The organism is Altererythrobacter sp. B11 (assembly GCF_003569745.1).
In the GTDB taxonomy this organism is placed as follows: domain Bacteria; phylum Pseudomonadota; class Alphaproteobacteria; order Sphingomonadales; family Sphingomonadaceae; genus Croceibacterium_C.
Genome location: NZ_AP018498.1, coordinates 2,131,072 through 2,151,577, shown reverse-complemented (window position 1 = coordinate 2,151,577; position 20,506 = coordinate 2,131,072). Strand labels below are relative to the sequence as shown.

The 20,506-nt window shown below is 64.1% G+C and carries 31 protein-coding genes; 4 read left to right on the top strand and 27 right to left on the bottom strand.

Going from position 1 to position 20,506, the window contains the following annotated elements:
• The 21 genes from AEB_RS10310 to AEB_RS10210 form a co-directional block, all read right to left on the bottom strand.
• Positions 1-513, bottom strand: coding sequence for a hypothetical protein (locus AEB_RS10310; RefSeq protein WP_231958669.1), 513 nt, complete (start codon positions 511-513; stop codon positions 1-3).
• A 74-nt stretch (positions 514-587) separates the two neighbouring features.
• On the bottom strand, positions 588-1,181 hold the full coding sequence (locus AEB_RS10305) for a hypothetical protein (RefSeq protein ID WP_119083114.1): 594 nt from the start codon (positions 1,179-1,181) through the stop codon (positions 588-590).
• On the bottom strand, positions 1,178-3,850 hold the full coding sequence (locus tag AEB_RS10300) for a phage tail tape measure C-terminal domain-containing protein (protein ID WP_119083113.1): 2,673 nt from the start codon (positions 3,848-3,850) through the stop codon (positions 1,178-1,180). Before AEB_RS10300 ends, AEB_RS10305 begins: the two co-directional genes overlap by 4 nt.
• A gap of 10 nt (positions 3,851-3,860) precedes the next feature.
• Positions 3,861-3,980 (bottom strand): phage tail assembly chaperone, encoded by a 120-nt coding sequence (locus tag AEB_RS10295; protein WP_119083112.1) that lies wholly within the window; start codon positions 3,978-3,980, stop codon positions 3,861-3,863.
• Positions 3,977-4,375, bottom strand: coding sequence for a hypothetical protein (locus AEB_RS10290; protein ID WP_119083111.1), 399 nt, complete (start codon positions 4,373-4,375; stop codon positions 3,977-3,979). Before AEB_RS10290 ends, AEB_RS10295 begins: the two co-directional genes overlap by 4 nt.
• Positions 4,372-4,797, bottom strand: coding sequence for a phage tail tube protein (locus AEB_RS10285; protein WP_119083110.1), 426 nt, complete (start codon positions 4,795-4,797; stop codon positions 4,372-4,374). The genes AEB_RS10290 and AEB_RS10285 overlap by 4 nt, the downstream gene beginning before the upstream one ends.
• Before the next feature lie 19 nt (positions 4,798-4,816).
• Positions 4,817-5,221 carry a DUF3168 domain-containing protein gene (locus AEB_RS10280; protein ID WP_119083109.1) on the bottom strand — a complete coding sequence of 135 codons (405 nt, stop codon included), beginning with the start codon at positions 5,219-5,221 and terminating at the stop codon, positions 4,817-4,819.
• Entirely contained in the window at positions 5,218-5,703 is a 486-nt protein-coding gene (locus tag AEB_RS10275; protein WP_119083108.1) for a hypothetical protein, read from the bottom strand. Before AEB_RS10275 ends, AEB_RS10280 begins: the two co-directional genes overlap by 4 nt.
• Positions 5,703-6,059, bottom strand: coding sequence for a head-tail adaptor protein (locus AEB_RS10270; protein WP_119083107.1), 357 nt, complete (start codon positions 6,057-6,059; stop codon positions 5,703-5,705). The genes AEB_RS10275 and AEB_RS10270 overlap by 1 nt, the downstream gene beginning before the upstream one ends.
• Before the next feature lies 1 nt (position 6,060).
• Positions 6,061-6,387: a head-tail connector protein gene (locus AEB_RS10265; RefSeq protein WP_119083106.1), complete on the bottom strand. Its 327-nt coding sequence runs from the start codon at positions 6,385-6,387 to the stop codon at positions 6,061-6,063.
• A gap of 11 nt (positions 6,388-6,398) precedes the next feature.
• Positions 6,399-6,785, bottom strand: a complete 387-nt coding sequence (locus AEB_RS10260; RefSeq protein WP_119083105.1) for a hypothetical protein — start codon at positions 6,783-6,785, stop codon at positions 6,399-6,401.
• 116 nt (positions 6,786-6,901) lie between these two features.
• On the bottom strand, positions 6,902-8,161 hold the full coding sequence (locus AEB_RS10255; protein ID WP_119083104.1) for a phage major capsid protein: 1,260 nt from the start codon (positions 8,159-8,161) through the stop codon (positions 6,902-6,904).
• 84 nt (positions 8,162-8,245) lie between these two features.
• Positions 8,246-8,950, bottom strand: coding sequence for a head maturation protease, ClpP-related (locus AEB_RS10250; protein ID WP_119084583.1), 705 nt, complete (start codon positions 8,948-8,950; stop codon positions 8,246-8,248).
• Positions 8,943-10,103 carry a phage portal protein gene (locus tag AEB_RS10245; RefSeq protein WP_231958668.1) on the bottom strand — a complete coding sequence of 387 codons (1,161 nt, stop codon included), beginning with the start codon at positions 10,101-10,103 and terminating at the stop codon, positions 8,943-8,945. Before AEB_RS10245 ends, AEB_RS10250 begins: the two co-directional genes overlap by 8 nt.
• A 209-nt stretch (positions 10,104-10,312) precedes the next feature.
• Complete coding sequence (locus AEB_RS10240; protein ID WP_231958667.1) at positions 10,313-12,076, bottom strand: terminase large subunit; 1,764 nt, start codon at positions 12,074-12,076, stop codon at positions 10,313-10,315.
• 58 nt (positions 12,077-12,134) lie between these two features.
• Positions 12,135-12,587, bottom strand: coding sequence for a P27 family phage terminase small subunit (locus AEB_RS10235; RefSeq protein WP_231958666.1), 453 nt, complete (start codon positions 12,585-12,587; stop codon positions 12,135-12,137).
• A 151-nt stretch (positions 12,588-12,738) separates the two neighbouring features.
• Positions 12,739-12,969 carry an HNH endonuclease gene (locus AEB_RS18165; protein WP_172593186.1) on the bottom strand — a complete coding sequence of 77 codons (231 nt, stop codon included), beginning with the start codon at positions 12,967-12,969 and terminating at the stop codon, positions 12,739-12,741.
• A gap of 94 nt (positions 12,970-13,063) precedes the next feature.
• The gene (locus tag AEB_RS10225) at positions 13,064-13,582 is read right to left on the bottom strand and encodes a host-nuclease inhibitor Gam family protein (protein ID WP_119083100.1); all 519 of its coding nucleotides are present in this window, start codon (positions 13,580-13,582) and stop codon (positions 13,064-13,066) included.
• A gap of 1 nt (position 13,583) precedes the next feature.
• Entirely contained in the window at positions 13,584-13,937 is a 354-nt protein-coding gene (locus AEB_RS10220; RefSeq protein ID WP_119083099.1) for a hypothetical protein, read from the bottom strand.
• Positions 13,934-14,122 carry a hypothetical protein gene (locus AEB_RS10215; protein WP_172593057.1) on the bottom strand — a complete coding sequence of 63 codons (189 nt, stop codon included), beginning with the start codon at positions 14,120-14,122 and terminating at the stop codon, positions 13,934-13,936. The genes AEB_RS10220 and AEB_RS10215 overlap by 4 nt, the downstream gene beginning before the upstream one ends.
• Positions 14,119-14,304 (bottom strand): hypothetical protein, encoded by a 186-nt coding sequence (locus AEB_RS10210; RefSeq protein WP_119083097.1) that lies wholly within the window; start codon positions 14,302-14,304, stop codon positions 14,119-14,121. Before AEB_RS10210 ends, AEB_RS10215 begins: the two co-directional genes overlap by 4 nt.
• A 276-nt stretch (positions 14,305-14,580) precedes the next feature.
• Here AEB_RS10210 and AEB_RS10205 point away from each other — a divergent pair, with 276 nt between their 5' ends.
• Positions 14,581-15,378 (top strand): DUF3800 domain-containing protein, encoded by a 798-nt coding sequence (locus AEB_RS10205; RefSeq protein WP_119083096.1) that lies wholly within the window; start codon positions 14,581-14,583, stop codon positions 15,376-15,378.
• A gap of 86 nt (positions 15,379-15,464) precedes the next feature.
• On the opposite strand, the gene AEB_RS10200 is transcribed toward AEB_RS10205, so the two are convergent.
• The 3 genes from AEB_RS10200 to AEB_RS10190 all read right to left on the bottom strand — a co-directional run bounded on the left by AEB_RS10200 (position 15,465) and on the right by AEB_RS10190 (position 17,287).
• Entirely contained in the window at positions 15,465-16,088 is a 624-nt protein-coding gene (locus AEB_RS10200) for a hypothetical protein (protein WP_119083095.1), read from the bottom strand.
• The gene (locus tag AEB_RS10195) at positions 16,051-16,431 is read right to left on the bottom strand and encodes a hypothetical protein (RefSeq protein WP_119083094.1); all 381 of its coding nucleotides are present in this window, start codon (positions 16,429-16,431) and stop codon (positions 16,051-16,053) included. Before AEB_RS10195 ends, AEB_RS10200 begins: the two co-directional genes overlap by 38 nt.
• Positions 16,432-16,519: 88 nt before the next feature.
• Positions 16,520-17,287 carry a hypothetical protein gene (locus AEB_RS10190; RefSeq protein WP_119083093.1) on the bottom strand — a complete coding sequence of 256 codons (768 nt, stop codon included), beginning with the start codon at positions 17,285-17,287 and terminating at the stop codon, positions 16,520-16,522.
• Positions 17,288-17,505: 218 nt separating this feature from the next.
• Here AEB_RS10190 and AEB_RS10185 point away from each other — a divergent pair, with 218 nt between their 5' ends.
• On the top strand, positions 17,506-17,757 hold the full coding sequence (locus AEB_RS10185; RefSeq protein ID WP_119084581.1) for a type II toxin-antitoxin system RelE family toxin: 252 nt from the start codon (positions 17,506-17,508) through the stop codon (positions 17,755-17,757).
• Positions 17,758-17,768: 11 nt separating this feature from the next.
• Complete coding sequence (locus AEB_RS10180) at positions 17,769-18,107, top strand: helix-turn-helix transcriptional regulator (RefSeq protein ID WP_119083092.1); 339 nt, start codon at positions 17,769-17,771, stop codon at positions 18,105-18,107.
• Between the two features lie 64 nt (positions 18,108-18,171).
• Here the strand turns inward: AEB_RS10180 and AEB_RS10175 are convergent, their stop codons facing one another.
• Genes AEB_RS10175 through AEB_RS10165 form a run of 3 tightly spaced genes read right to left on the bottom strand, consistent with a single transcriptional unit; the run spans position 18,172 to position 20,005 of the window.
• On the bottom strand, positions 18,172-19,104 hold the full coding sequence (locus AEB_RS10175) for a hypothetical protein (RefSeq protein WP_119083091.1): 933 nt from the start codon (positions 19,102-19,104) through the stop codon (positions 18,172-18,174).
• Between the two features lie 5 nt (positions 19,105-19,109).
• Entirely contained in the window at positions 19,110-19,625 is a 516-nt protein-coding gene (locus tag AEB_RS10170) for an HIRAN domain-containing protein (protein ID WP_145985293.1), read from the bottom strand.
• Positions 19,622-20,005 carry a helix-turn-helix domain-containing protein gene (locus AEB_RS10165; protein WP_119083089.1) on the bottom strand — a complete coding sequence of 128 codons (384 nt, stop codon included), beginning with the start codon at positions 20,003-20,005 and terminating at the stop codon, positions 19,622-19,624. The genes AEB_RS10170 and AEB_RS10165 overlap by 4 nt, the downstream gene beginning before the upstream one ends.
• Before the next feature lie 84 nt (positions 20,006-20,089).
• Between AEB_RS10165 and AEB_RS10160 the strand changes: the two genes are divergently transcribed.
• On the top strand, positions 20,090-20,380 hold the full coding sequence (locus AEB_RS10160; protein WP_119083088.1) for a transcriptional regulator: 291 nt from the start codon (positions 20,090-20,092) through the stop codon (positions 20,378-20,380).
• Positions 20,381-20,506 lie beyond the last annotated feature (126 nt).

The window sequence follows — 20,506 nt, the reverse complement described above, 5'->3', positions numbered from 1 at the left end:
TCAGCTCCTGTTGCCTGCGCCGTTGGCGATGGCGATCGCGAGTTCGCCTGAGCGATCGCCCGGGTCGAAATTCTGCTGCTCGAGGTAGGTGCGGCCCGAGGCGCGCTTCATGAAACCGAGGTAGCTCTCCACCTCGAGCTCGATGATCTGGCTTTGCTGGTCGCCGAGGATCTTCGGGACATTCATATACCCCGTCATCAACGTCCAGATCGCGCCGATCCGCGCGAAGTTGTCGGGATCGAGCATGGCCTGCCAGATCCGGCAGTCGCGTCCCTGAAAATTGGCCTTGTTGCCGATTTCGGTCATCAGCTCGTCGTCCACCCCGGCAAGTCCGGACAGGCGCAGCGTCACCGTGTCGGTGCCGTCGAGGGCGACCTTGATCGGTGAAACCGATACGAAGCGCGCATCGACCGCGTCGAACAAGTGACCATCGAGATCCTCGTCGCCCGTGCCGGCGAACTCCATCGAATATGGCGCATTGGTAACACGGAGCTGCTCATGCGCGAGATCCATGTAAACGAAGCTCACCGGGCGGCGCCTATCCGCGCCTAGCGCCGCGATAGCAGCTGCATCGGGCTGCGAGGCCATCAGAAGCTCTCCTCGCATTCAAAGGACACGGCATATTCCTGGCCAACATCGGCCACCCAGCCCGTGTCGTCGCTGGTCATCGACATGACGGCATAAGGCCGCGTCACCGCCAGCACCGCACCGTTGGGCGGCACGACGCGGATATGCGGCTTGAACTGGATCTCGGCTGTGCCGTCGCCGGCGGACACGACGTCCTGCATCAGGATCAGAAGCTGATCGCCGATCGTCACGAACTGGCCACGCTTCAGCTTCAGCCCGGCCGCGCCCCAGCCCGCTGTCTGCAGGCTGCGACCGCCTTGCCCCGCCCCGTTGATCACCGGAGCAATGCCGGTAATCTGATCTCGCTCGCAGGCGATCACCCGAAACTTGTTGGCCTGCCCTTCAACGTCCGCCGCGAAAGCGCGCCAGGCGAACACGCCCTCCTCGCCGAGAATCGTGGGAAGCGTGACCTTCGCGCGGATCCTGGGCGCGAAGGGGAGGATGGTGACGCGCCGGCGCGAAGTGAACTCACTGCGGTTGACCTGCGTGGGCTGGTTGATCGTCCACTCGATCCGCGCCGGCACCGGCTTGGCCGGCATGGTGATCAGCGTCATGCGTATCCGCCCGGCAAACGTGGTCGCTCGAGATTGCGCCTGGTGCGGCCCTCGGCCGCGCTGATCAGCGGCTCGGAGGCGCCGGCGACGGTCTGCACCGAAACCTCCTGGATGCGCGCGTCCAGCATCGGTCCGGCTTCCACCTTCGCGCGCACATCGACCTGCAGGCGGTCCTGTGCGCTGCTCCCTTCGCGCCGCAGGTCACCTGCAGCCGGCAGGCGCGGCAGGCTCGGCATTGCCGGGGAGACGATGCCACCCGCGGCGAAGCCCGGCAGCGTGCCGGCGTTCATGGCTTCGATCAGTGGCCAGTACCGCTTGGTCGCCTCGGCGGTGAGGATTGATTCCCCGTTCGAGACGAGAATCGGCTTCCGCCCGTCGACCAGCGCGAAGATGCTGTCGGAAGTGCCGGTCCCCGGGCCGCGGATCACACGACCGCCGCCGGCAAAGCCCTCGACCACGCCACCCTCGGCGAAGCCCGTGCTGGCGAGCAGATTTGCGGGGCCGCCACCGCCGCCGAGCAAGCCGAGCAAGCCGCCGCCGATCGAGCCGAGGATCATCCGCTGCACCTGGATGCGGATCAGATCGGCGATGATCTGGTTCGCCATCCGCTTGAAGGCGCCTTTGACGGTCTCCGTGCCGCTCAGGATGCCGACCAGGCCGTCCTCGAGGTTCTGCAGCCCGTTTGCTTGGACCCGTTTCAGCGCCTCGTCCGCCTCTTCGGCCGACTGACGCAACCCTTCGAGATAGCGCTCCACCGGATCGAGATTGTCGCGCCGGATCTGTTCCTCGCGCACCGGTCGCTCCGTCTCGATCTGGTCGAGCATTCGCTGGCCCTGCGCGCGGTCCTGGGCATTGTCGCTGTTCAGCAGCCGGTCGGCGGCCGCCTTGCGCTCCTGCATCTCCAGATCGAGGATCTGCTCGGCGATGCGCCGGCGATCGGCCAACGATGTCGCCAGCTGGGCCTGAAGGCGCAGGACGGATGATTTGCCCTGCAGCGCTTCCGTGTCGGCCTGCAGCTGCTCGTCCATGAGCTGCTGCCGCTTGCGTGCCTCGACAACATCGCGCTCGAATCCTGAGAGGCGCTCGGCGGCCGCCTTGAGTTCGGCCTTCTGCGCGGCGCTGTAGTTCTCGTCGGCATCGATCTCCGCGAGGCGCTGCCGACGCGTCCATTCGATCGAACGAAGCTCGAGCTCCGCCTTCTCTTCGGTCGTCTCGGCCAGCTGCTGCATCGCGTTGAGCGACTGCTGTGTGTAACCGAGCAGCTGATCATCGAACCGCCCTGCGATCTCGGCCGAACTGGGCCCGCGCTTCTTCGCTCGATCCTTGCTGTCGCTCGCGTCCTGCCTGAGCCCTGGCGCAAGCTGGTTATCGGCGAGGGATTGCCTGATTTGCCGCGCGATGCGGTCGTTCTCATTGGCCCATTGCGCGTCCCGCAGCCCGCCAATGAACTCGTCCCGGGTGACGCGGGTGCCGGCAAAGTCCATGCCTTCCGCGCGCTTGATCGCCTCGGAGCGGGAAATCTGGCCGGGTCCGCTGCCGATTGATTGCATCAGCTGCTTGAGGGCCGCCGCGTTGCGCGCGCCAGTAGTGGGCTCAAGCCCCGCAATCCCGACCGTTTGCGCTTCGAAGAAGCCGTCAGCCCCGCCCTCCTGGGCGCGGATGAGCACATCCCGCGCGCTCGAGCGCTTTGTTCGCGCTTCCGCCTCAAGGTTCCGCGCCATCAGCAGCGCGTTGATGCGCAGCATCTCGTTCTGGTCTTTGATCTTGCCGGTCGTGAGGTCGAACATCCGACCCAACACGCCCTGCGCCTGCCCCAGGCCATCCGCGCCCAGCTCGGCCGCCTCAGCAGCATCATCGAGCTCGAGTAGGCTCGTCGCGAGGAGACCCACTACCGAAACGCCAACCGTAATCGCCGCGCCCCAAGGGCCAGCGAGGAAGCCGGCAAACCGGCCGAATCGGCTGTTGGTGTTCTCGGCGCCCATGCCCATCAGCGCCAAGGCCTGGACCATCTGCGGGCCCTGCATCGCGAAGGCACGCATGGCACTGGTGCCGCCGCTCACCTGGACGACGAAGTCACTCGCCTGGAAGCCGACGTTTTGCATACCCGCAGCGAAGGCGCCGTTGGAGCGGGACGCGTCCTGCGTCGCATCGTCAAGGCGCTCGATCGGCGGGACCACGCCGCGCAGCGCTGAGGCGGTGTGGTCGATCGCCAGTGCCTGCGCTTCCATTTCCTTGGCAGAGCCCATCAGCGCGGCGGCGATCTCGCGCTGCCGAACGGCATACTCGCCGCCCTCCGCTGCCGCCGTATCGAGGGCGATGGCCTGCTGCCGAAGCAGCCCGGCTTGGGTGGTCAGCGCCCGCACCTGCTCGTCGGCTTCGCCGACATCGAACAGCTTCAAGGCCTTGCCGCTGTTGCCCTCGGCCACCATCGCCTGCGCATTGCGCTTGATCGAGGCGAACATGCGGCTCCACTCGCGTTCGGCCTGGCGGGCCTGTGTCGCCGCATCGCCGCCAAGGCCGGCCCAGGCCTTGTCGAACGCTTCCTCGAGGCCCTCGGCATCGTTCTTCATGCTGAGGAGCGCGGACCGCGCCGCCTTCTGCGCGACGTTCAGCTTGCTGACGTCGCCCGATATCTCGAGGACAAGCGACTTGGTCGGGGCTCGCGCCATGCCTGCCTCCTCAGATCCTCGGTTTGTTGGCTTCGATGCGGGCGTCGATCATCGCCCAGAACTCATGCGGCGTGGCCCGCCAGAACTGGTCTGCGGACCATTGGAAGGCGTCCAGCGCGACGCCCATCATTCGGCGGTAGCGTCGTCCTCGTCCGTCTGTGTCGCTACCGCCTTCGCTTCCCCCTGCGCATCGCGCCCGCCGGTTGCGGCATCGAGGAGGCAGAGCGTGAGGCGTGCGACGGCCGGCGCAATCCCGCGTTCGAAGATCATCTCGCCCATCTTCGCCGCCGACACCCGGCGCGTGAGATCGTCATCACCGGCGCCGGCCTTGACCAGCTCGGCAGCGACGATGCCGGCGATCGCCAGCGGCATCGTGCCCGAATTGCCCATGCGGATGAGTTCAGGCAACGCACGCTCGGTCTTGCGCTCGATCGCCGTGATGGCGGCGAAGCTCGGCCGCAGGAGATAAGTCCTGCGGCCGAGGGGCAGCTCATGCTCCCCGCGATCGGGATTGGCCTCGCTCACGTGGTGGCTCCGAGGTCATCGATGATCGGCACAGCTGCCGCCTTCATGTCGAAGCGGAAGGTGCAAGCTTCGTCATCGGGAAAGGCCGTCGAGAAGTTGCCGATCGCGACGAGTCCCTGATACTTGACGATCGCCCCCTTGGTGATCTGCGCCATCACTTCATGAGGGTGGGTCTTGGCCACGGCGTCGACCCGCTCGAGGCCAGCGTCCGGAAGCCTCAGCTTTCCATTTACCGGAATGGTGATGGTCTGGCGCCCGAATCCCACCGGCGCATAGCTGCCGTCATCCTTGGAAGCGGTGTCGATCTCTTTCGACTGACGATTCCACTCGAAGCTGCCTTCCCCGCCGATCAGCTCGAACTCTTCCGGAGCCTCCCCATCGCCGATCTTGATGCGCCAGGTGTTGCCAAATTCGGTTGCCATGTCTGTCTCCTTTCCGGCGTCAGGCCGGCTCTGCGTTCACTGAAAAGGTCTGGATGCCGGCGTAGGTGACGCCGTCGCGCGCGGGGCCATCGGTCACTCCGCCAAGCCATTCGGGCAGATCGAAGGTGACGCCGGCGTATTGGAGGGTTTGCCCGTCGAGCGCCTGTCGCGCGGCAAACATCATGGCCAGCAGCTCGGCGCGCGATTCACCGCGGTAGACGGTTTCGACATCTACGGTGATCTGCTCGAGCTGCTCGCCCTTCCCCCCGATCGGATCGCTCTCGATCTTGCCGACGCGCGTGATCGGCGGACTGGTGTCCTGCGGCACATGGTCGCAGACGGCGCACAGCGCTTTCAGCGCCGCGTCGCCGTCGAGCTTCGCGAACACCGCGGCTTGGGCAGCCGCCACCAGGTCGACGATCATGTCGGGAGAGCCTCGCTCCAGAATTGCGCGAGGCGCCGATCGATGCGCGCCTCGGTATCGGGCAGATAGACGAACGGCCGCGCCGGCATCGCCTTCACGTGCAGCGTATAAGGTTTGCGCAGCGCGCGCCCCGCAGCGCGCCGCCGGCGGCTCGTTGCGGATCGCTTGCTGGCGCTCGTCCCGCGGATCACGCGGACATTCTGCGCCCGCCGGCCATATTCCACGAAGCGCCCGTAATAGCGGCTGTTCCGCCCCTTCCGCAGCGACAGCAGGCCGGCGCGCATGCGCAGCTGGTCCAGCATGACTTCGGCATCGAGGCCCTGCCCTAGATAGCCGGTGCCGTGGGTCTGCGAGGACAGCGCCGACTTCTGCGCAGCGGAGATCTCGACCGCGAATTCCGCCAGCAGATAGCCGAGCCGTCCGCGCTCCTCCTCGGGCAGTCGCTCGACGAGGTCGATTGCCTCAGCAAAACCCCTCGCCATCAGGAAGTCGCCTGCGCGCTGGCGGTTTCGGCGATGAATGTCAGCTGCCGGCGGCGGCCGTCCGGGTCAACGCTGGGGCCTTTGACATTCAGATCCAGCCCCGCGTAGCGCACCTGGTCGCTCGCCCGGATCTCAAGCCCCCTGCGCCACCGGACGCGGAACAGGAAAACCGAGACCCCCTCCATCACCTTCTCCATCACGCTCTCGCGGCCGTCGAGGCCGGTCACTTCAGCTCGAATGGTGGCGACAGTGGTCCAGGCTGTGAGGTAGCCGCCCTTGCCGTCCGGCTGTCGGATCTGTCGCTTGACGGCGATCTCGTGTCGGAGCCTTCCGGCAGGCAGCGGGCGAACACTCACCTCAGCAGTCCGAGAAACTGCGCAGCGGGTCGAGCAGCCAGCTCACGGCGATTGGCGTCTCGCTCGCTGCGCCACGCCCATCGGGAGAGACCGCCTCACGATTGGCGTACCAATGGCCGACGATCAGGCGGATGGCGTGCCGGACCATGTCCTGCTCGCCTTCATCCAGCCCAGGCGTATCGTCTTCGCTGGCGATCGCCCTCCGGATCCGCAGCTCGCATGATCTCCGCGCCGCCACGAGCAGCGACGAAAGATAGGCGTCCTCGCTGGTGTCCTCAGGGTCGAGCACGAGATGGTGCTTGATGTCCTCGAGCGACACGGGCTCCATGATTGCTTCGCCTACGCGCCCAGCGACTTCGCATAGGCGACGGCGGCAGGGTGGGTGTCAGCCCAGTCGCCACAGATCTGCGCCTCCGCCTCAGTCAACAGGGCGATAGTGTTCGCGTGATAGCCGCCATGATCAACCAGGACGCGTGCCTCGATCACGGCGCCGCCGGTTTCGCCATCGCCATCGCTGGGATGACGCCAACCGACGACGTGGCCGGCGCTGTCCAGCGCAAGACCGGATTTAAGCGCGGTGTCGCTCTGACCAGCAGGTTCGTCAGCGCCCTCACCCGCGGTTGGCGCCGAGGCATCCGCAGTCACGCTCGCGAGCACCCCTTCAACCGCTTGCACCACCTCTTCGCTCGCCGCCGACACCGGGGTCGGAACACGCTTGTTCGCCATCTCTAACTCCTTCCAAGACGCAGGGCGCGAAAGGCGCTCTGAAGGGGGCGCCGGACCCGTGGGCCCGCCACCCTCCACAAAGGCGGCGAGTTGCCCCGCCGCCCCCGTTGCAGCGATCAAGTCGCGCTGTTCTGGAAATGCTTCACCGGCTGACCGGCGGTGACGAGCTTGCCGTCGTGCCGCGACCAGGCGAGAAAACCGATCTGTCCCTTCCGGATGAAAGCGCTGTCGTCGAAGCGGAACAGCGTCACCTGCATGATGTCGCGGATCATGTAGCTGTTCAGATCGCCGAACAGGATGGACTTCGCGTTCGCGGCCATCGTCGGCATGTGCTGGTTGATCTCGTAGCGATAGCCCATCAGCACATCGGGCTCCTTGGTCGAGAACCCGGGCAGCCAGAGGGGACGACCTTCGCCGTCCTTCAGCTTCTTGAGCGAGCGCAAGGTGTTGTCGTGGAACATCCAGCCCACGCTCGGCAGCGAGCGATAGGCGGGATCGACAGAATGCTCGAGATCGGTGAGGTCATCGGTGTCCACCGAAGATGCCTTCCCGGTCGCACCAATCTTGCCAGCGGCCGAGCCGGTCACGATACCCTGGGGCTCGGTGGTGCCGGCGCCAACCGTGAAGTGCCGGTTGGTGATCCGCGCAATGCGCAGCGCCGCGGCGCGGCGGATGAATGCCTCGATATCGATGCCGGAGCCCTGATCCTGCAGCAGCTCGAAGGGGATGGTGAACACCTTGGAGCTGTACTTGTACGAACCCAGCTGCGTGGTGCCGAAGGTGGCATCCTGATCGGTCGCAGCGGTATTCTCGGCGACGATCTCGCCCTCGATCGCGGTTTCGTCCACGGTCGGCCAGGGCAAAGGGTTGCCGCCGCTGGTGGCGATGATGTTGGCGACGTTGCGCATCCCGCCGAACGCCTTCAGCGCCTCGAGCAACTCGCCGCCCCACCCGGTCGGGACCAGATAGCCGCCGGCTGCGCCGCTGGACTGGCTGCCGGACTGCGCATTTTGCACCGAACCAGCTCGCAGCGCCTGCACCTCTTCATCCGTCATGCCGCGTTCGCCATTGAGGATGAAGTTGCGGAAAGCGGCACTGTAGCGCTGCGCGTGCTCGCGCTGCTCAGGGGCCATATTGGCGAGCGTGCGCTCGCGCTGATCCTCCGCCAGCTCACCGGCCGCCGCATCGCCATCGATGCGCGCCTGCCGCTCAGCCCGCTGGATCTGCGCATCGATCCGGTCGATCTCTTCGTAGATCGCGTCCACTTGGGCCTCGATATCCTTGGACCACTTGTCGCCGGTGTTGGTGTCGAGGAGGTTGCGGGCTTCCTTCGCCTTGGCGGCGCGCTGGTCCCGGAGCGCCTTGATATTCATCATAATCGGTTCTCCAAAAGAAAAGCCCCGCCGATCGGGCGGGGCTTCGGGGGCGTCCGGGGGAGCGGCGCCGGTGGTGAAAGGCCGTCAGGCCGATCGTTCGTAAAGGCCGAGGCGGGCGAGCATGCGCTGACGCGTCTGATCGTCCTCCGGCTCCGGTTCAGTGAGGGCCGTGGGGGCATTGGCGTAGGCGGCGACGTTGAATGCCTTGGCCTGCCCCTTCGCGGAAGTCTCCATGATCGCCTCAGCAAACCCGGCGTCCACCGCCTCCTGAGCGTTGAACCAGGTTTCCGCCTTCATGAGCGCCAGGATCTCGTCTTTCGGCTTGCCGCTCTTGCCCGCGTAGCCATCAACCAGCACGTCATCGATCTTTTCGAGCAGCTTGGCGGTCGCGGCCATGTCGTCGGCGTTACCCATCGCGAAGGTCCATGCCTTATGGATCATGTAGAACCCGCCATCGGCGATCTCCACGCGGGCGCAGGCAAGCGTCAGCGCGGTTGCGGCCGAAGCGGCGAGCCCGTCGATTTTGGCTGTGAAAGTGGACGGATGCTCCGCGATCGCGGTCATCATCGCGCGGGCTTCGAACACATCGCCGCCGGGCGAGTTGACCCGCAACAGAATGTTCGGGGCCGTGATGGCGCGGAGTTCACGGGCAAAATCGGCGGCAGAAACGCCCCACAGGCTGTCGATCACATCGTAGACGTAAACTGTCGCCGTATCTCCATCCACCTCCGAACGGAGGCCCGCGCCCTTCCCGGCATTTGCCCGGGCGAGATCGAACAACTTACGCATCGTCATCATCCTCTGGTTCGGTCAGGGCCGGCGCTTGCCCCGGCTCGTCTTCGTCGTCTGCTAACCCACCGTCCGCCCCGGCGGCGCCGGCAGCGGGCGCAGGGTAGTAGAGCGTGCGCGATTGCTCGGTTTCCTGTGGCTCGAGGTTCTTCTTTCGCCGCACCTCGTCCTGCGTCATCCACCCGGGACCGTTGGGCCCGCCCAGTGCGCGCATGAAATATTCGCCCTGTGACTTGCTGTCGCCGACTTCGAGCGCATCCGGATCGAAGTCCACGAAGAGGTTGTTCGCCCGGGCGCCAGCCACCGGGAACAGCTTTCGGGTCATCTCCTTCGCGAAACGGCGAAGGTGCGGCATCACGGTGTAAAGGCGGAAGCCGATCGTCATCTGCTCGATGCCGGTGCCCCACGCGGTCGCGGCGGTGGTCTCACCGATCATATGGGGAGGAGTGCCGAAGATCCTCGCCACGTCGACCACCGAATATTGCAGCAGCTCGAGCAGCTGGGCGTCCTTGGCCGAGACGGAGACCCGCTTCCACTCACCCCCATTCTCGAGCAGCAATGGATTGTGTGCATTCGCAACGCCTTGCGCGCGACGATTCAGATATTCCTTGAAGTCCTTGCGCTGCTGCGCCGAGATCGAATGGCCGGCGGGGAAGCTGAAATAGTCGTTCGTCAGCAGGCCCCGCTCGAATTGGCCGGAGGTGTATTCCCGGCTCGCCAGGTTGATTCCGATCGCCTGTGCATGCTGCGAGATCGGAGAAAGTGCGCGGATGCCGCCGGCATCGCGCCCCGGCCCGCGGAAGTGAATCACGTAGGATCCGTGGTGGTCTTCGGTCGTGCCGTCCTCGTTGGTAAAGCGATACCAGAGGCTGCGATCAAGCGAGCGGAAGGGAAGCACCCGTGCCGGGTGATAATAGTCGATCGAGGTCATCACGCCGTTGCGCGCCTGCCGCATGAGGCCGTAGCCATTGCCTCGCAGCAGGATGGCCATACCGGCCAGCTCGATCATCTCGGGCCCGGACATCTCCTCGTTTGGCTCGACCTGGAGGAAGCGGTTGAAGGGGTGGTCGGCGAGATAGCGGCGGCCGCCATTCGCGAGGTGCTCATACACGCCCAGCGGCGCGGACATCATCGTGCCGCTGATCAGCGTCACGCAGCGCCAGACCGCGGAAGATCGCATGGCGGTTTCCGGCGTCACATTCATGCCGGCTGCGCGTTGGCCGTTTCCGAACCACTCGAGCAAGTCGGCATCGCCAGCGATGACCGGGACACTGTCGGTAGCGGCTCGCGCGCCTGCCTGTTTGCGCGAGGCACTATAGGCCGCCTCAGCCGCGGCTGCGCCGGGCGACAGTTTATAGCCGCTCAATCGCCGTCCTCCTCTTCGTCCGCGTCGAGATCGACCACGAACGAGCCTTCGTATTTGTCCGCCTCGAGCGGCACGTTGTCGGCGGCGCCGGCACCCATTGCGCAGGTCACGATGCCGTCGATGCGCCCGCGCGAGCGCTTCTTGTCGAAGGCACGGTTCTTGATGCCGTCCTCGATCAGTGCAGCGTTGGCTGCGCACATGTAGGTGACCGGTGAATCGTCGATCACAATGGCTTCATTGAGGATCCGGTCCTCGAACCGCTCCACCGATCGCGGCATGCACAGCTGGCGGTCTTCGAAGACGACCCGTGTGCCCTGCGCGTGCTTCACGAGCTTCAGCCCCGAGCCCTCCGGCTTATCCGGCCCCTCGAACTGCCAGACCTCGAGGCCGATATCCTCGCAGGCTGTTAGGAAGTCGGCCATCTGAGCCGGGTCGAACACCAGCTCCTGCACGTCGTGCGCCGCGCAAAGCTCAGCCACCCGGGCCGCGATAAAGCTCTTGTCGATAGTGGCCCCGGGGACAGCGGTGATCAGCCCCTTCTCCACCCATTCCTCATAAGGCGCATGATCGGCTGCGGCCCTTTCCGCCAGACCGTCCTTCGTCGTCCAGTACCAGGTTTTCTGCCAAAGCACCCCCGCCCCATCCAGCCAGGTGGCCGTGAGCGCCGTCAGGTCGTTCTTCTTGGACAGGTCCAGGCTGAGCCAACACCGGCAGCCCTTCAGCGCCGCGATGATCTCTTCGCCGACCGGTGCCAGCACCGCGGCCCATTTGTCCTCGCGGATCCAGAAGTCGGCGGCGCCCGTCGGGATGCCGAAGTAGAGCCGCTTGACTGAGGATGCAGTCGAGAGTCGGGTTTTGGCCGTAGCGACCGCTTCCCGGATATTGGTCACCGGATAGGTGACGCCGAGTGCCGGCAGCGACTTGCCCCAGCACGCCTCATTTTCGAACACCGTTTCCCGGTCGGCCTTGTCGACCCGGGCGACAAAGGCGAACGCGGTGTCGTTCTTCACCTCGCCGCGCGCGACCGCCTGGGCGACTTCCGATATGGCCGTGCCGACCACTTGGGCGGTCGCCGGCGTGTTGCTGCCCAGCACCGTCATGGCACTGCCGGCGATCTTGTCGATCGCTCGCTGCCAGATCTCGATCTGCGTGTCGGTTGCGAACTCGTGGATTTCGTCCGCGAGCACCATTCGAGGCCGGGGACCGGACTGCTGTTTCCCGTCTGCCAGCGGCAGGAAAAAAGATTGCGACCCTGGGTGTTCGATCTTCCAGGCGTTGTCGCCCTCACCGCGGATCACCACGTGGCCGAGCTGCTCGAGTGTGTCCCCTTCATCGTAATCGGGCACCTGCGCCCGGCACATGGCCACCGCGTCCTTGAACAGGACCATGGAGGTCTGCTTGTTCGCGGCGATCGAGAAGATCTGCGAGCGCTCGAATCCGCACCAGCCCATGGCGTAGAGCCCGAGGCCCGCCATCATGGGCGACTTGGCTTGGCCCTTCCCGGTCTCGATGTAGCCCGATCGGAAACGCCAGCGACCCTCCGCATTGACCCAGCCCATCAGCGAGCCGACGCAGAAGGTCTGATACGGGATCAGGTGGAAAGGCTTGCCCGCCGCCGGCCCGTCCGTGATCGTGAACATCCACGGGAAGAAATCGAGCGCCCGCTGCGCGAGCTCCGGCCTCCAGTAATATCCTCGACGTTCTGCGTCCCGCAGGTCGCGGAGATGACGTTCGGCCGCGTGCCGAACAATGTCGCCCACCACGAAGTCGCCGCGGACGGCACCTTCCGCCCAGGCGGTTGTCGGATCGGCGGCCCTCTTAGGCTTTCGGCCCGAGGAACGCGTCGGCACCGGCTTTACGCTCCCGTGTCTTTGTCACCTTGCCGACCCGGGCCCGTTTGCCCGGAGTAAGACCGAGCTGCGCCTCGAGCCGCTGAGCGGTGTTCTCGGCCTCGCGCATCGCCTTGTAGTGGATCGACAGGCGCGCGATCGCCTTCGGATTGTCTTCGTTCGGCTCGGTCACCAGCCCTTCCGCAGCGACCATCAGGGCGCAGCGGTCATAGACCAGGTAGGTGAGCACCAGGCGCTGCAGCGAATGCCCATTCGAAGGCGAGAGGATCTGCGCCGCGTCCATCTCGCCCGCGACCCGCCGCCAGTGCTCGGACGCGGCGCCTTGTTCTGCAGCCTCCGGCAGCAACCTAGCCCAGTCGGGCTCAACAATACCGCCGATAGTCTCGCGTGCCGGAGCTCGCCCGCGGCGCTTGCTCGCCAAATGCGGGGCCTCCGTGCAGTGTCGCGGCCGCTTCGCCGACCGCAACTTTTTACTTCGAAATTCATCGCAGTGCATACGGAGGCACTGCGCGGTGTCCGGCCGATCGGCCGCTGGACTTTCACCCCCCCCCTCCCCTCTCGTGCCGGTGGGCTCAGCCGCGGCGGGCGAGGTTCCAGGCATGCTCGGGGTTGGTTGGGCGACCATCGCGGCCGACGCCGCGGTGGCGTGGCACGGCGTGACCGAACTGCTCGGCCGTCACCTCCAGGTGATGCGGCTCGCAGAGGTTGCGCGTATTGCAGTCCTCGTCGGGCCCGTCGTGAGCCAGCGGGATGACGTGATCGACCCGCGTGGCCTGCGTGGTGCGGCCCAGCTCAAGGCACATCTCACACAGGCCATTCGTGCGCCGAAGGCGGCGCTGGCGATCGCGCTGGCCTGCTCGACCGCGCTTGCGCGGGGTAGCCACTAGCTGCGCATGATCAGCTGCCCGCCAGCGTTCCTGCCTGCTCAGCGCGCTCAAGGAAGAACAGCTCCTCGCCATCCTTCCGGCTGAGGCCAAGCCCCGCCAGCTGGCGCCGATGCTCGCCGGCAATCACCTTGAGGATGGCTGCCCGATCGAGCGAATGCTTGATGCGTGTCAGCCCCGCAGCCCACGCCCGCTTGGCCAGCTTCTGCGCAATTGCCGCCTCGTCGCCGGCGACCGCCAGCGACGCGCGGCCGCTGCGCGTACCAAGGTTGCAGCCGCCCAATTCGATCGACTTGCGCTTGCCCTCGGTGAGCCCCGCCGCATTGGCAGCCCACCAGGGCGCCATCTTCTCGCGGATCTGTTCGCGCTCCTCGATCAGTCCCTGCGCCTGGCTGTCGGCAACCGCATTGGCATCGGCAATCGCCTTGTTCCGCTCCGCCTCGATGTCGGCGATCGCCGCCTCAAGCACGGCGAAGCGCTCGCACAGCTTTGTCGCAGCGCCAACGGAACGCGGGGCACGCACGGCCGCCATATCAATTCTCCTCCAGGAGCAGCACCTCGATCGCCGCCTCCAGCCGGGCCGGGCCTTCCAGCTCCTCCCGCCGTTCGATCACCGCAGCGTCTGCGACCAGCTGGCCCGGAATGCGGAATTCATGCTCCGGCAGCGCGTCCAGCATCGCCCGGCCGCGCTCCACAGCGTCGCCGCCCTCGAACGCATATTCCAGCCGATGCCGCGTGCCGCTGAAGGTGATGCTCGCCCAAGCCCTCTGCTCGTGCCAGATCAGCAGCCCTGCCTCGCCGCCCAGCGCATCCAGCTGCGCCTTCAGGTGGCCGTCAGCCCGGCAACGGCGGGCAATCGCCGGATGGAAGCTGCCGACTGCATTCACAGCGTTTTGCCCTCGGGCAGGCCAAAGCAACGGCCGCGCTGTGCCTCGGCTTCCCGGCCGGCACTCAACTCGGTCACCAGCTGGGCGAGGAAGTCGGCGGTCACTTCCACCACCGTGCCGGAGCGTGCCTTGCGCTCCATATCGCGCAGATTGCCGATATCGATCAGATCGCCGGCAGCCATCACGCGCGGCGTCCTCGGCGGAAGGCCTCACGCAGGCGGCGCGCCACCGCGGTCACTTCGCCTTCCAGCTCGTCGAAATGCTCGGCCGAACGAATGCCGTCCTCGGCCTCGCCGGTGAGCCCATAGAGCTTGTCGACTTCCTCGCGCAGCAGCTGCGCAACAGTCGGTTGGGCAGTGACTGCCATGAGGCTCCTCGAACAGCAAAAAGCCCGCCAGCGCTTTCGCACGGGCGGGCTTCTCGGGGGGACCATATCGCGTCGGGACGCAATTATCGCGGGGTCAGATTTGGCCCAAAGCGTGACCGATTGGCAGAGTCCTTTTTGTGACGGCCAACACGTTCCTGCAGCGGAAAAGGTACCGATCGCTCGTATCTACGAAGAAATCGAGGTGCTAACCCTTTGCAAACTTCAAGCGAGCTGCGGCTCGCCGGAGCATGCTTTAGGATAACAAGGCCCACTATCATGTTGATCGAAGCTTATGTTGATGAGACAGGCATCAACAAGGACGATATTGCGTTTTGTGTCGCGGGCTACATGGTTCGCGCCAACGCCGGCGAGTCCATGGCAACAGCTTGGCAGGACGTGCTAGACAGGTACGGCATCGATTATTTTCGCACGTCTGAGTGTTTAGGGGGCCGGGTCGAACCGTACGGATCTCTCGGCAAGGCGAGATGCACTGCCTTAGCGACTGAGCTGATAAATCTAATACGATATAACTGCATGTTCGGCTTTGCGTTTTGCTTCAGCCAAAGGAACTACAGAATTATTGAAAACGCAAAAGGGAAGGAATACCCTTACTCTTTTGCAATAGAATGCATTCTATCGGCGTTTTTAGCCGAAATCAGCAATTTATCTTTTCGCCCGAAGTTAGAAGTCTTCATTGAATCTGGACAGGAGAAAAATACTGATGTTCGCCGATTACTAAAAGAGCTTGCGTTAGACGCGCGCAATAAAGGCCAGGAGTTCTCCTACTCCTTCGAACGCAAGGGCGAACGCCATTTGCTGGAAGCTGCTGATATGCTCGCATGGCATTGCCAGAAACACATCAAGAGGTGCATCGCCGGCCTACCCATCCGAAAGGACTTCGCTGCGCTGCTAGATATAAATCATCGAGTCTTTCAGCTATGCAATACACTGGATCCCGATGGTCAACCGAATCTCCAAAGTACTCGTCTTTATGTCACAGATGGCAAGGCTATAGGTGATAAAGAGGCAATGGACGAAATCGCCCAGATCTATCAGCTCGGCTCCCGTCGCTGACGAAGGATGTTGCGCGCCTTGTAGCTGAACTGCGCGCTACTTCGCCTTCGCAGCGCTTAGTGAATTGTATGCAAAGTCTGTAATGGTCACAGGATCGCCGCCTGCGCCGCCAGCAACGTCGCCTCGTCCACGCTGTCGCACGCCATTCGGCTGAAGTCCGGCCAAGCATCCAGCGCCTCCGTCAGCAGTCGCCGCGCCGTCTCTGTGCGCATGTGGAACAAGCGCGCAGCACGCAGGCAGGCCATGTCCTCCACGATCATCGCCAGCACCGGCGCCGGCTTCGCCAGCGAGGCGCGCCAGGCCGTATAGGCAACCTCCGCCCGCACCGCGCCCAGCTTCTCGAAGAATGTGCCGTCAAAGCTGCGGCTCGTATCCACGCGGGTTTCAAGGCTCACCGTCCCGATCGCGACGTCCGCCCCTATCCGCTCCGCCACCACGCGGATTTCGGCCGCCCAGGCCAGCTGGTCGGCGCTGATCGAACCCGCCATGAACAGCCGCGCCAGCGCCCCCTGCTGCACGCGGCTCGCCTTCTCATGCGTTTCCGGGGTGCCGGCCCGCTTGTGGCCCCAGTCCGCCTGCAGGCGACGATTGGCCTTTCGCAGCGCCGTCTCTTCGCGAGCCTTGGCGGGATGGCGTCGGACAAAGTCGGCGGTGATCTTGTGCCGCCGCTTCTCAGCCAGCTTTGCGAGCTCGCGCTCCCGTTTCCCCATTCGCGCCTCCGTCCGATCGGGCGGAGGGATAGTCGAGCACCACCCGCGGCGGCAGGGCCCCTTTTGTGACGGCCGGAGTCGCCTGGCACAGATCCTCATCCACCTGCCAGCCGAGTTCGCGCAGCTGGCGCACCGCCTCGTCCCGCACGCTGGGCAGCTTGAGCCCACGCGGGCCCGCCGATCGCAGGATCATCCCATCCCGCTCGAGGCTCTTCACTGCCTTGCGAACTCGGGTGCGATTGCTGTCGAGCGCCGCGGCGATCTCGCCATAGGAGGGGCTGGCGGAATGCCCGGCGAAATACTCGCGGACGAATGCCAGCACCAGCAGCCGAAAGCTTGCCATTTCCGGCGCAAGCCTCGGCAATTTGATTGGAACGCCGACCACTTCCGCCCTCCTCTCGAAAGAAGAACATAGCGAGAATTCATCGGGATTACGAGACGGGGAGCTCACTGAAGAAGGTCAGGCACTGATCCTCGAAACTTGGGACATCGATGGTCTCGGCCTCCGCCATCAAATTGGAAAGCGGGATCGGTAAGAAGCGCTTAAAAAATACTCCCGCAAACGCGTAGATCGCGGTATTGAATGCACTCGTCATTCGCTGCGTGTCCGTGATCAACCGATCAAGTGCGGCAGTATGGTCGTCCGCCCCTGAAAGATGCTGAAGCGCTCGATATTGAAGAAGCTCGGTAGTGTAATACAGTGTGTTGCCGAACGTCGGGGCGAGATAATCACCTAGATCGTCCGTTGGCTCGAACAAGGCATAGGCAGCTTCGACCGTCTCGCTGAGGCTATGGAATGCGATGTGATCGCGCACCTTCCAAATCAAACATTCCTGCCCTCGTTTGGGATTAAAGTAGGCCCTGATTTCCTGGAGCGCCCTCCGTCCTTCAGGCTCCATTTCGGGCTCATATTCAGCCTTGAGGGGCTTGGAGAAGTGCGACAGGATCTTCCAGCCCTCGCACAGGCGGCCGGCTAACAAACGAGCGATTAGCATGCCATAGGCGGAACTGCCTTGGTTTGCGATACGACAGTCCTCATCAGGAAGCGAACCTACGATTACCGCCAATGTTCGATTCAACATCTGAAGTTCATTCGCGAGACCGGTGACTAACAGGAAGAATGAGCGATCACGTGCGGGCACAGGATCTAGATCTGCTTTGTAGTAAGGCAGCGTGTGAAGAGTGATTTTATGGGACATGAGAGTCGCTTTTCCGGCCGGCTACAACGATGCAACGTAGTCCGCGCCGTCGGTCCGGTATAGCGGCGGAGACACCCTCCGCCGCCATCCTGCCAAGCCGCGCAAAGGCGCCCTCCCGCAGTTGCGCCGGGCAGCAATACCCCCACAAGTTGGCGCTGATACCCCCATGCACGAATGTAGCCCTTGACTACATTGTAGCTATGGGCTACATCAACGGCATGAAGCAGATCACTTACACCCGCTCGGCTCTGAAGGTTCTGCGCAAGATGCCCGCCAACACCGCGCGGCAGATCACGGCGAAGGTGGAACAATACGCCGCCGACCCTGCCGCTCTGGCGAACAATGTCACGGCGCTGAAGGGTCGCACCGGCTTCCGCCTGCGGGTCGGCGACTGGCGCGTCATCATGGACGAAGATGGCGCGGTGCTGGCTGTTCTGGAGATCGGGCCCCGTGGCTCGGTCTACGATTGAGGAGAAGACACATGGATACGGTGACGATCGATCGCGCCGAATATGACCGGCTCCGCGCCGCTGCGGAGGATCTCGAAGATCTGCGCGCCTATGATGGCGCCATGGCTCGCATCGCCGCTGGCGAGGAAGAGCTGGTGCCGGCTGATGTCGTCGGCCGCCTGCTCGCAGGCGAAAGCCCGCTGCGCGTCTGGCGTGAATACCGCGCCTTCACCCAGGCGCAGCTGGCAGACGCAGCCGGCGTCAACCGCGTGCAGATCGCCAATATCGAGTCCGGCGGGAAGACGGGTTCGGTTGAGACAGTGAAGAAGCTCGCGGCCGCCCTGGAGGTAACGCTCGACGATCTGGTGTGATCGCACGTTCTTCGACCCTTTGAAGTCGTACCAGTCGTGCGCTGATTGCGCGCGGCACCGCCCTCTAGGCCAAATCGAAGTTGAAAAAGGTTATGGTCGCGTCCGTAAACTCGCCGCTGATTGCAGGTGCTTCGCTCGATCGTGCCGAGATCAAACCTGCGTGCTGACCCGCCTCGCACAGAGGCTCGCTCACCACGCTACCCGCGGATACTCTGATGTTGCCGCAAGTGATATCCTTGATAGTCAGGCGCCAACGGTAATCAGTTCCAGCAGACACAGCCTGCTCATACTGGATTGTGTTTTCTCGGCCCGGCGCAAAGCGAAATCCACCGTTAGCAAAGCCCGGCCGAAGCAAATGGGCATGTGCCTCTTCGGCTGATCGGCGATAGCCCTGCACGAGCGTTCGGAGGACCTCGTGGGCGATCTGTCGGATTGCGTGTCGCTCCACGTGTTTCACTGCCAACTGTTCGCCGTTGAAAGCGACGTGGCGCCAGAGAGCGAAATCACCAATGAGCAGCTTGTAAAAGTCGTCGGGCAAGGCGGGATCTACGTGCGCACCTCCATCCTTGTTGGCCATGTGGAGGATGACGTCCCGCCTGCTCAAGGCAATACCGTCTGGATGAGCGAACACGGGTCCATTCCACCAACTCTCGAACGGAATGTGTCCTCGCACGGGCAAGTCATCTAGAGGCGCAAAAAAGTGGAGCCCTTCATCCGAGAACGATGACCGAACCAGATTGTGGGAGGGGACCATGTTCCCCGGATGAGGCGGCTTAGCAGTGTCAACGAAGCTGATAGAATCGCGGCCCACGATCTGGAGCAGGGAAGGCGACCGCCCCGAATGCAGCAGCACCCGGAGGATTGTGGCGATGTGGATCGCCTCGATGGTGTAGCCTTCATCAAAACGCTTCACTGCCCTCTGAAGAAAACCGATTTGCTCCCTGAGCTTTGCCTCCAGCTCTTCATCTGTCCGCGCGTATCTGCCATCTGCAGGCATACCTCCTATTCCGGCGTGTACGATCGCGAACTCACCGGCTCTCCGACGCCGTGCGGCAGCAGCTCCACCTCGACCGTCACGTGAACGAAGCCTTTTCCGCTGCGATCATCCTCGAGGCTCAGGATCGATGCCCGGCAGCCCTTCTCATCATCCAGCACTGCTTCATGAACGAAGCTATCACGCGGCAGGTAGCCTAGGGTGCGGCCGTGCTGGTCGGCCACGGCCAAGGCGTCCGGGTCATACGGGTTGTCCGGCTCATGCCAGATGGTGACCGTGTCGCCCGCCCTGCAGCCGGCGATTGCGTCCTGATAATGCTGCTCCCCAACGAGCGCCTGGGGATACCGCCGCCGTCTCGCAGGAGACGGTGCATTCACCGCCGCCTCTTCTTCAACGGCTACGTCGGCCGCCGGCTCTTCTGGCAGAGGCACCACGCCTCTCTCGGCCGCGCGGAGCGCGATGTAAAACGCCACGGCAACCACGCCCAGCACGACCATCAGAAGAACTGCGCCCTCAGCGGTCACTCCCCCTGCCCCCTGTATGTGTGTTGCTTGTCATGCAGCGAAGACGTCGACGATGCAGTCGCAGCCAGCGCAGATGCGTGACGGAAAACTGAGGCGCGATCGGTGGAATTGAGACACCGAAGCGCCTCCAATAGATCGCGCTCTTGCGCGTTGATTTCGAAAGCGGTGTGCGCTGCAGAAGGGTCGTCCGTCTCACCGGTCAGATAAGCCGGCGTCGTTCGGAGCTCGCGCGCGATCTGCACGAGCGACCGCGAGGATCGCGAATTGCCCCTGATCAGCGAATTCATCGTGCTCTGTCGAACACCGACGCGGCGCGCCAACTCGGCCTGCGTCATGCCGATCGCGCTCAATCGCTCCTCAATTCTGTCGCCCAACCCCATGAGCAGAGTATCTAACGACACAGCGTTACAACCTACTTCGATTTATCGGTTGCGACTCAAACGTTATTCCGTTAGCAAACCGGTATGGCGTTAGAGCATGAATCGGAAAGCGCTCTGGCGCTGGCAGTTCGCAAGGCGGGCTCGCAAACTGCGTTCGGGCGCCTGATCGGCAAGCGTCAGTCGGTGATCCACGACTGGCTGCGGGACGAAAAGCCGCTGCCGGCCGAGTATGTTCTCGCCGTAGAAGCGGCCACAGGCATATCCCGTCACGAGCTACGGGCGGACATCTACCCACTCGCTGAATCCCCCGAGCCAGCGGCCTCCGTTGCCAAGACAGCCACCACCGGCGATCCGCTCGAAGGTGTGCGCTCATGAACCCGTTCATGGCCCCTCGCGCTATCCAGCCCGGGAACGCGCGTCACTTGCGGTCGCGGGCCCACTTTGCCACCGCGCCCGCCGGCGGGCGCGCGCCTCACGCGGCGTGGCCGCGCCGGGAGGCCG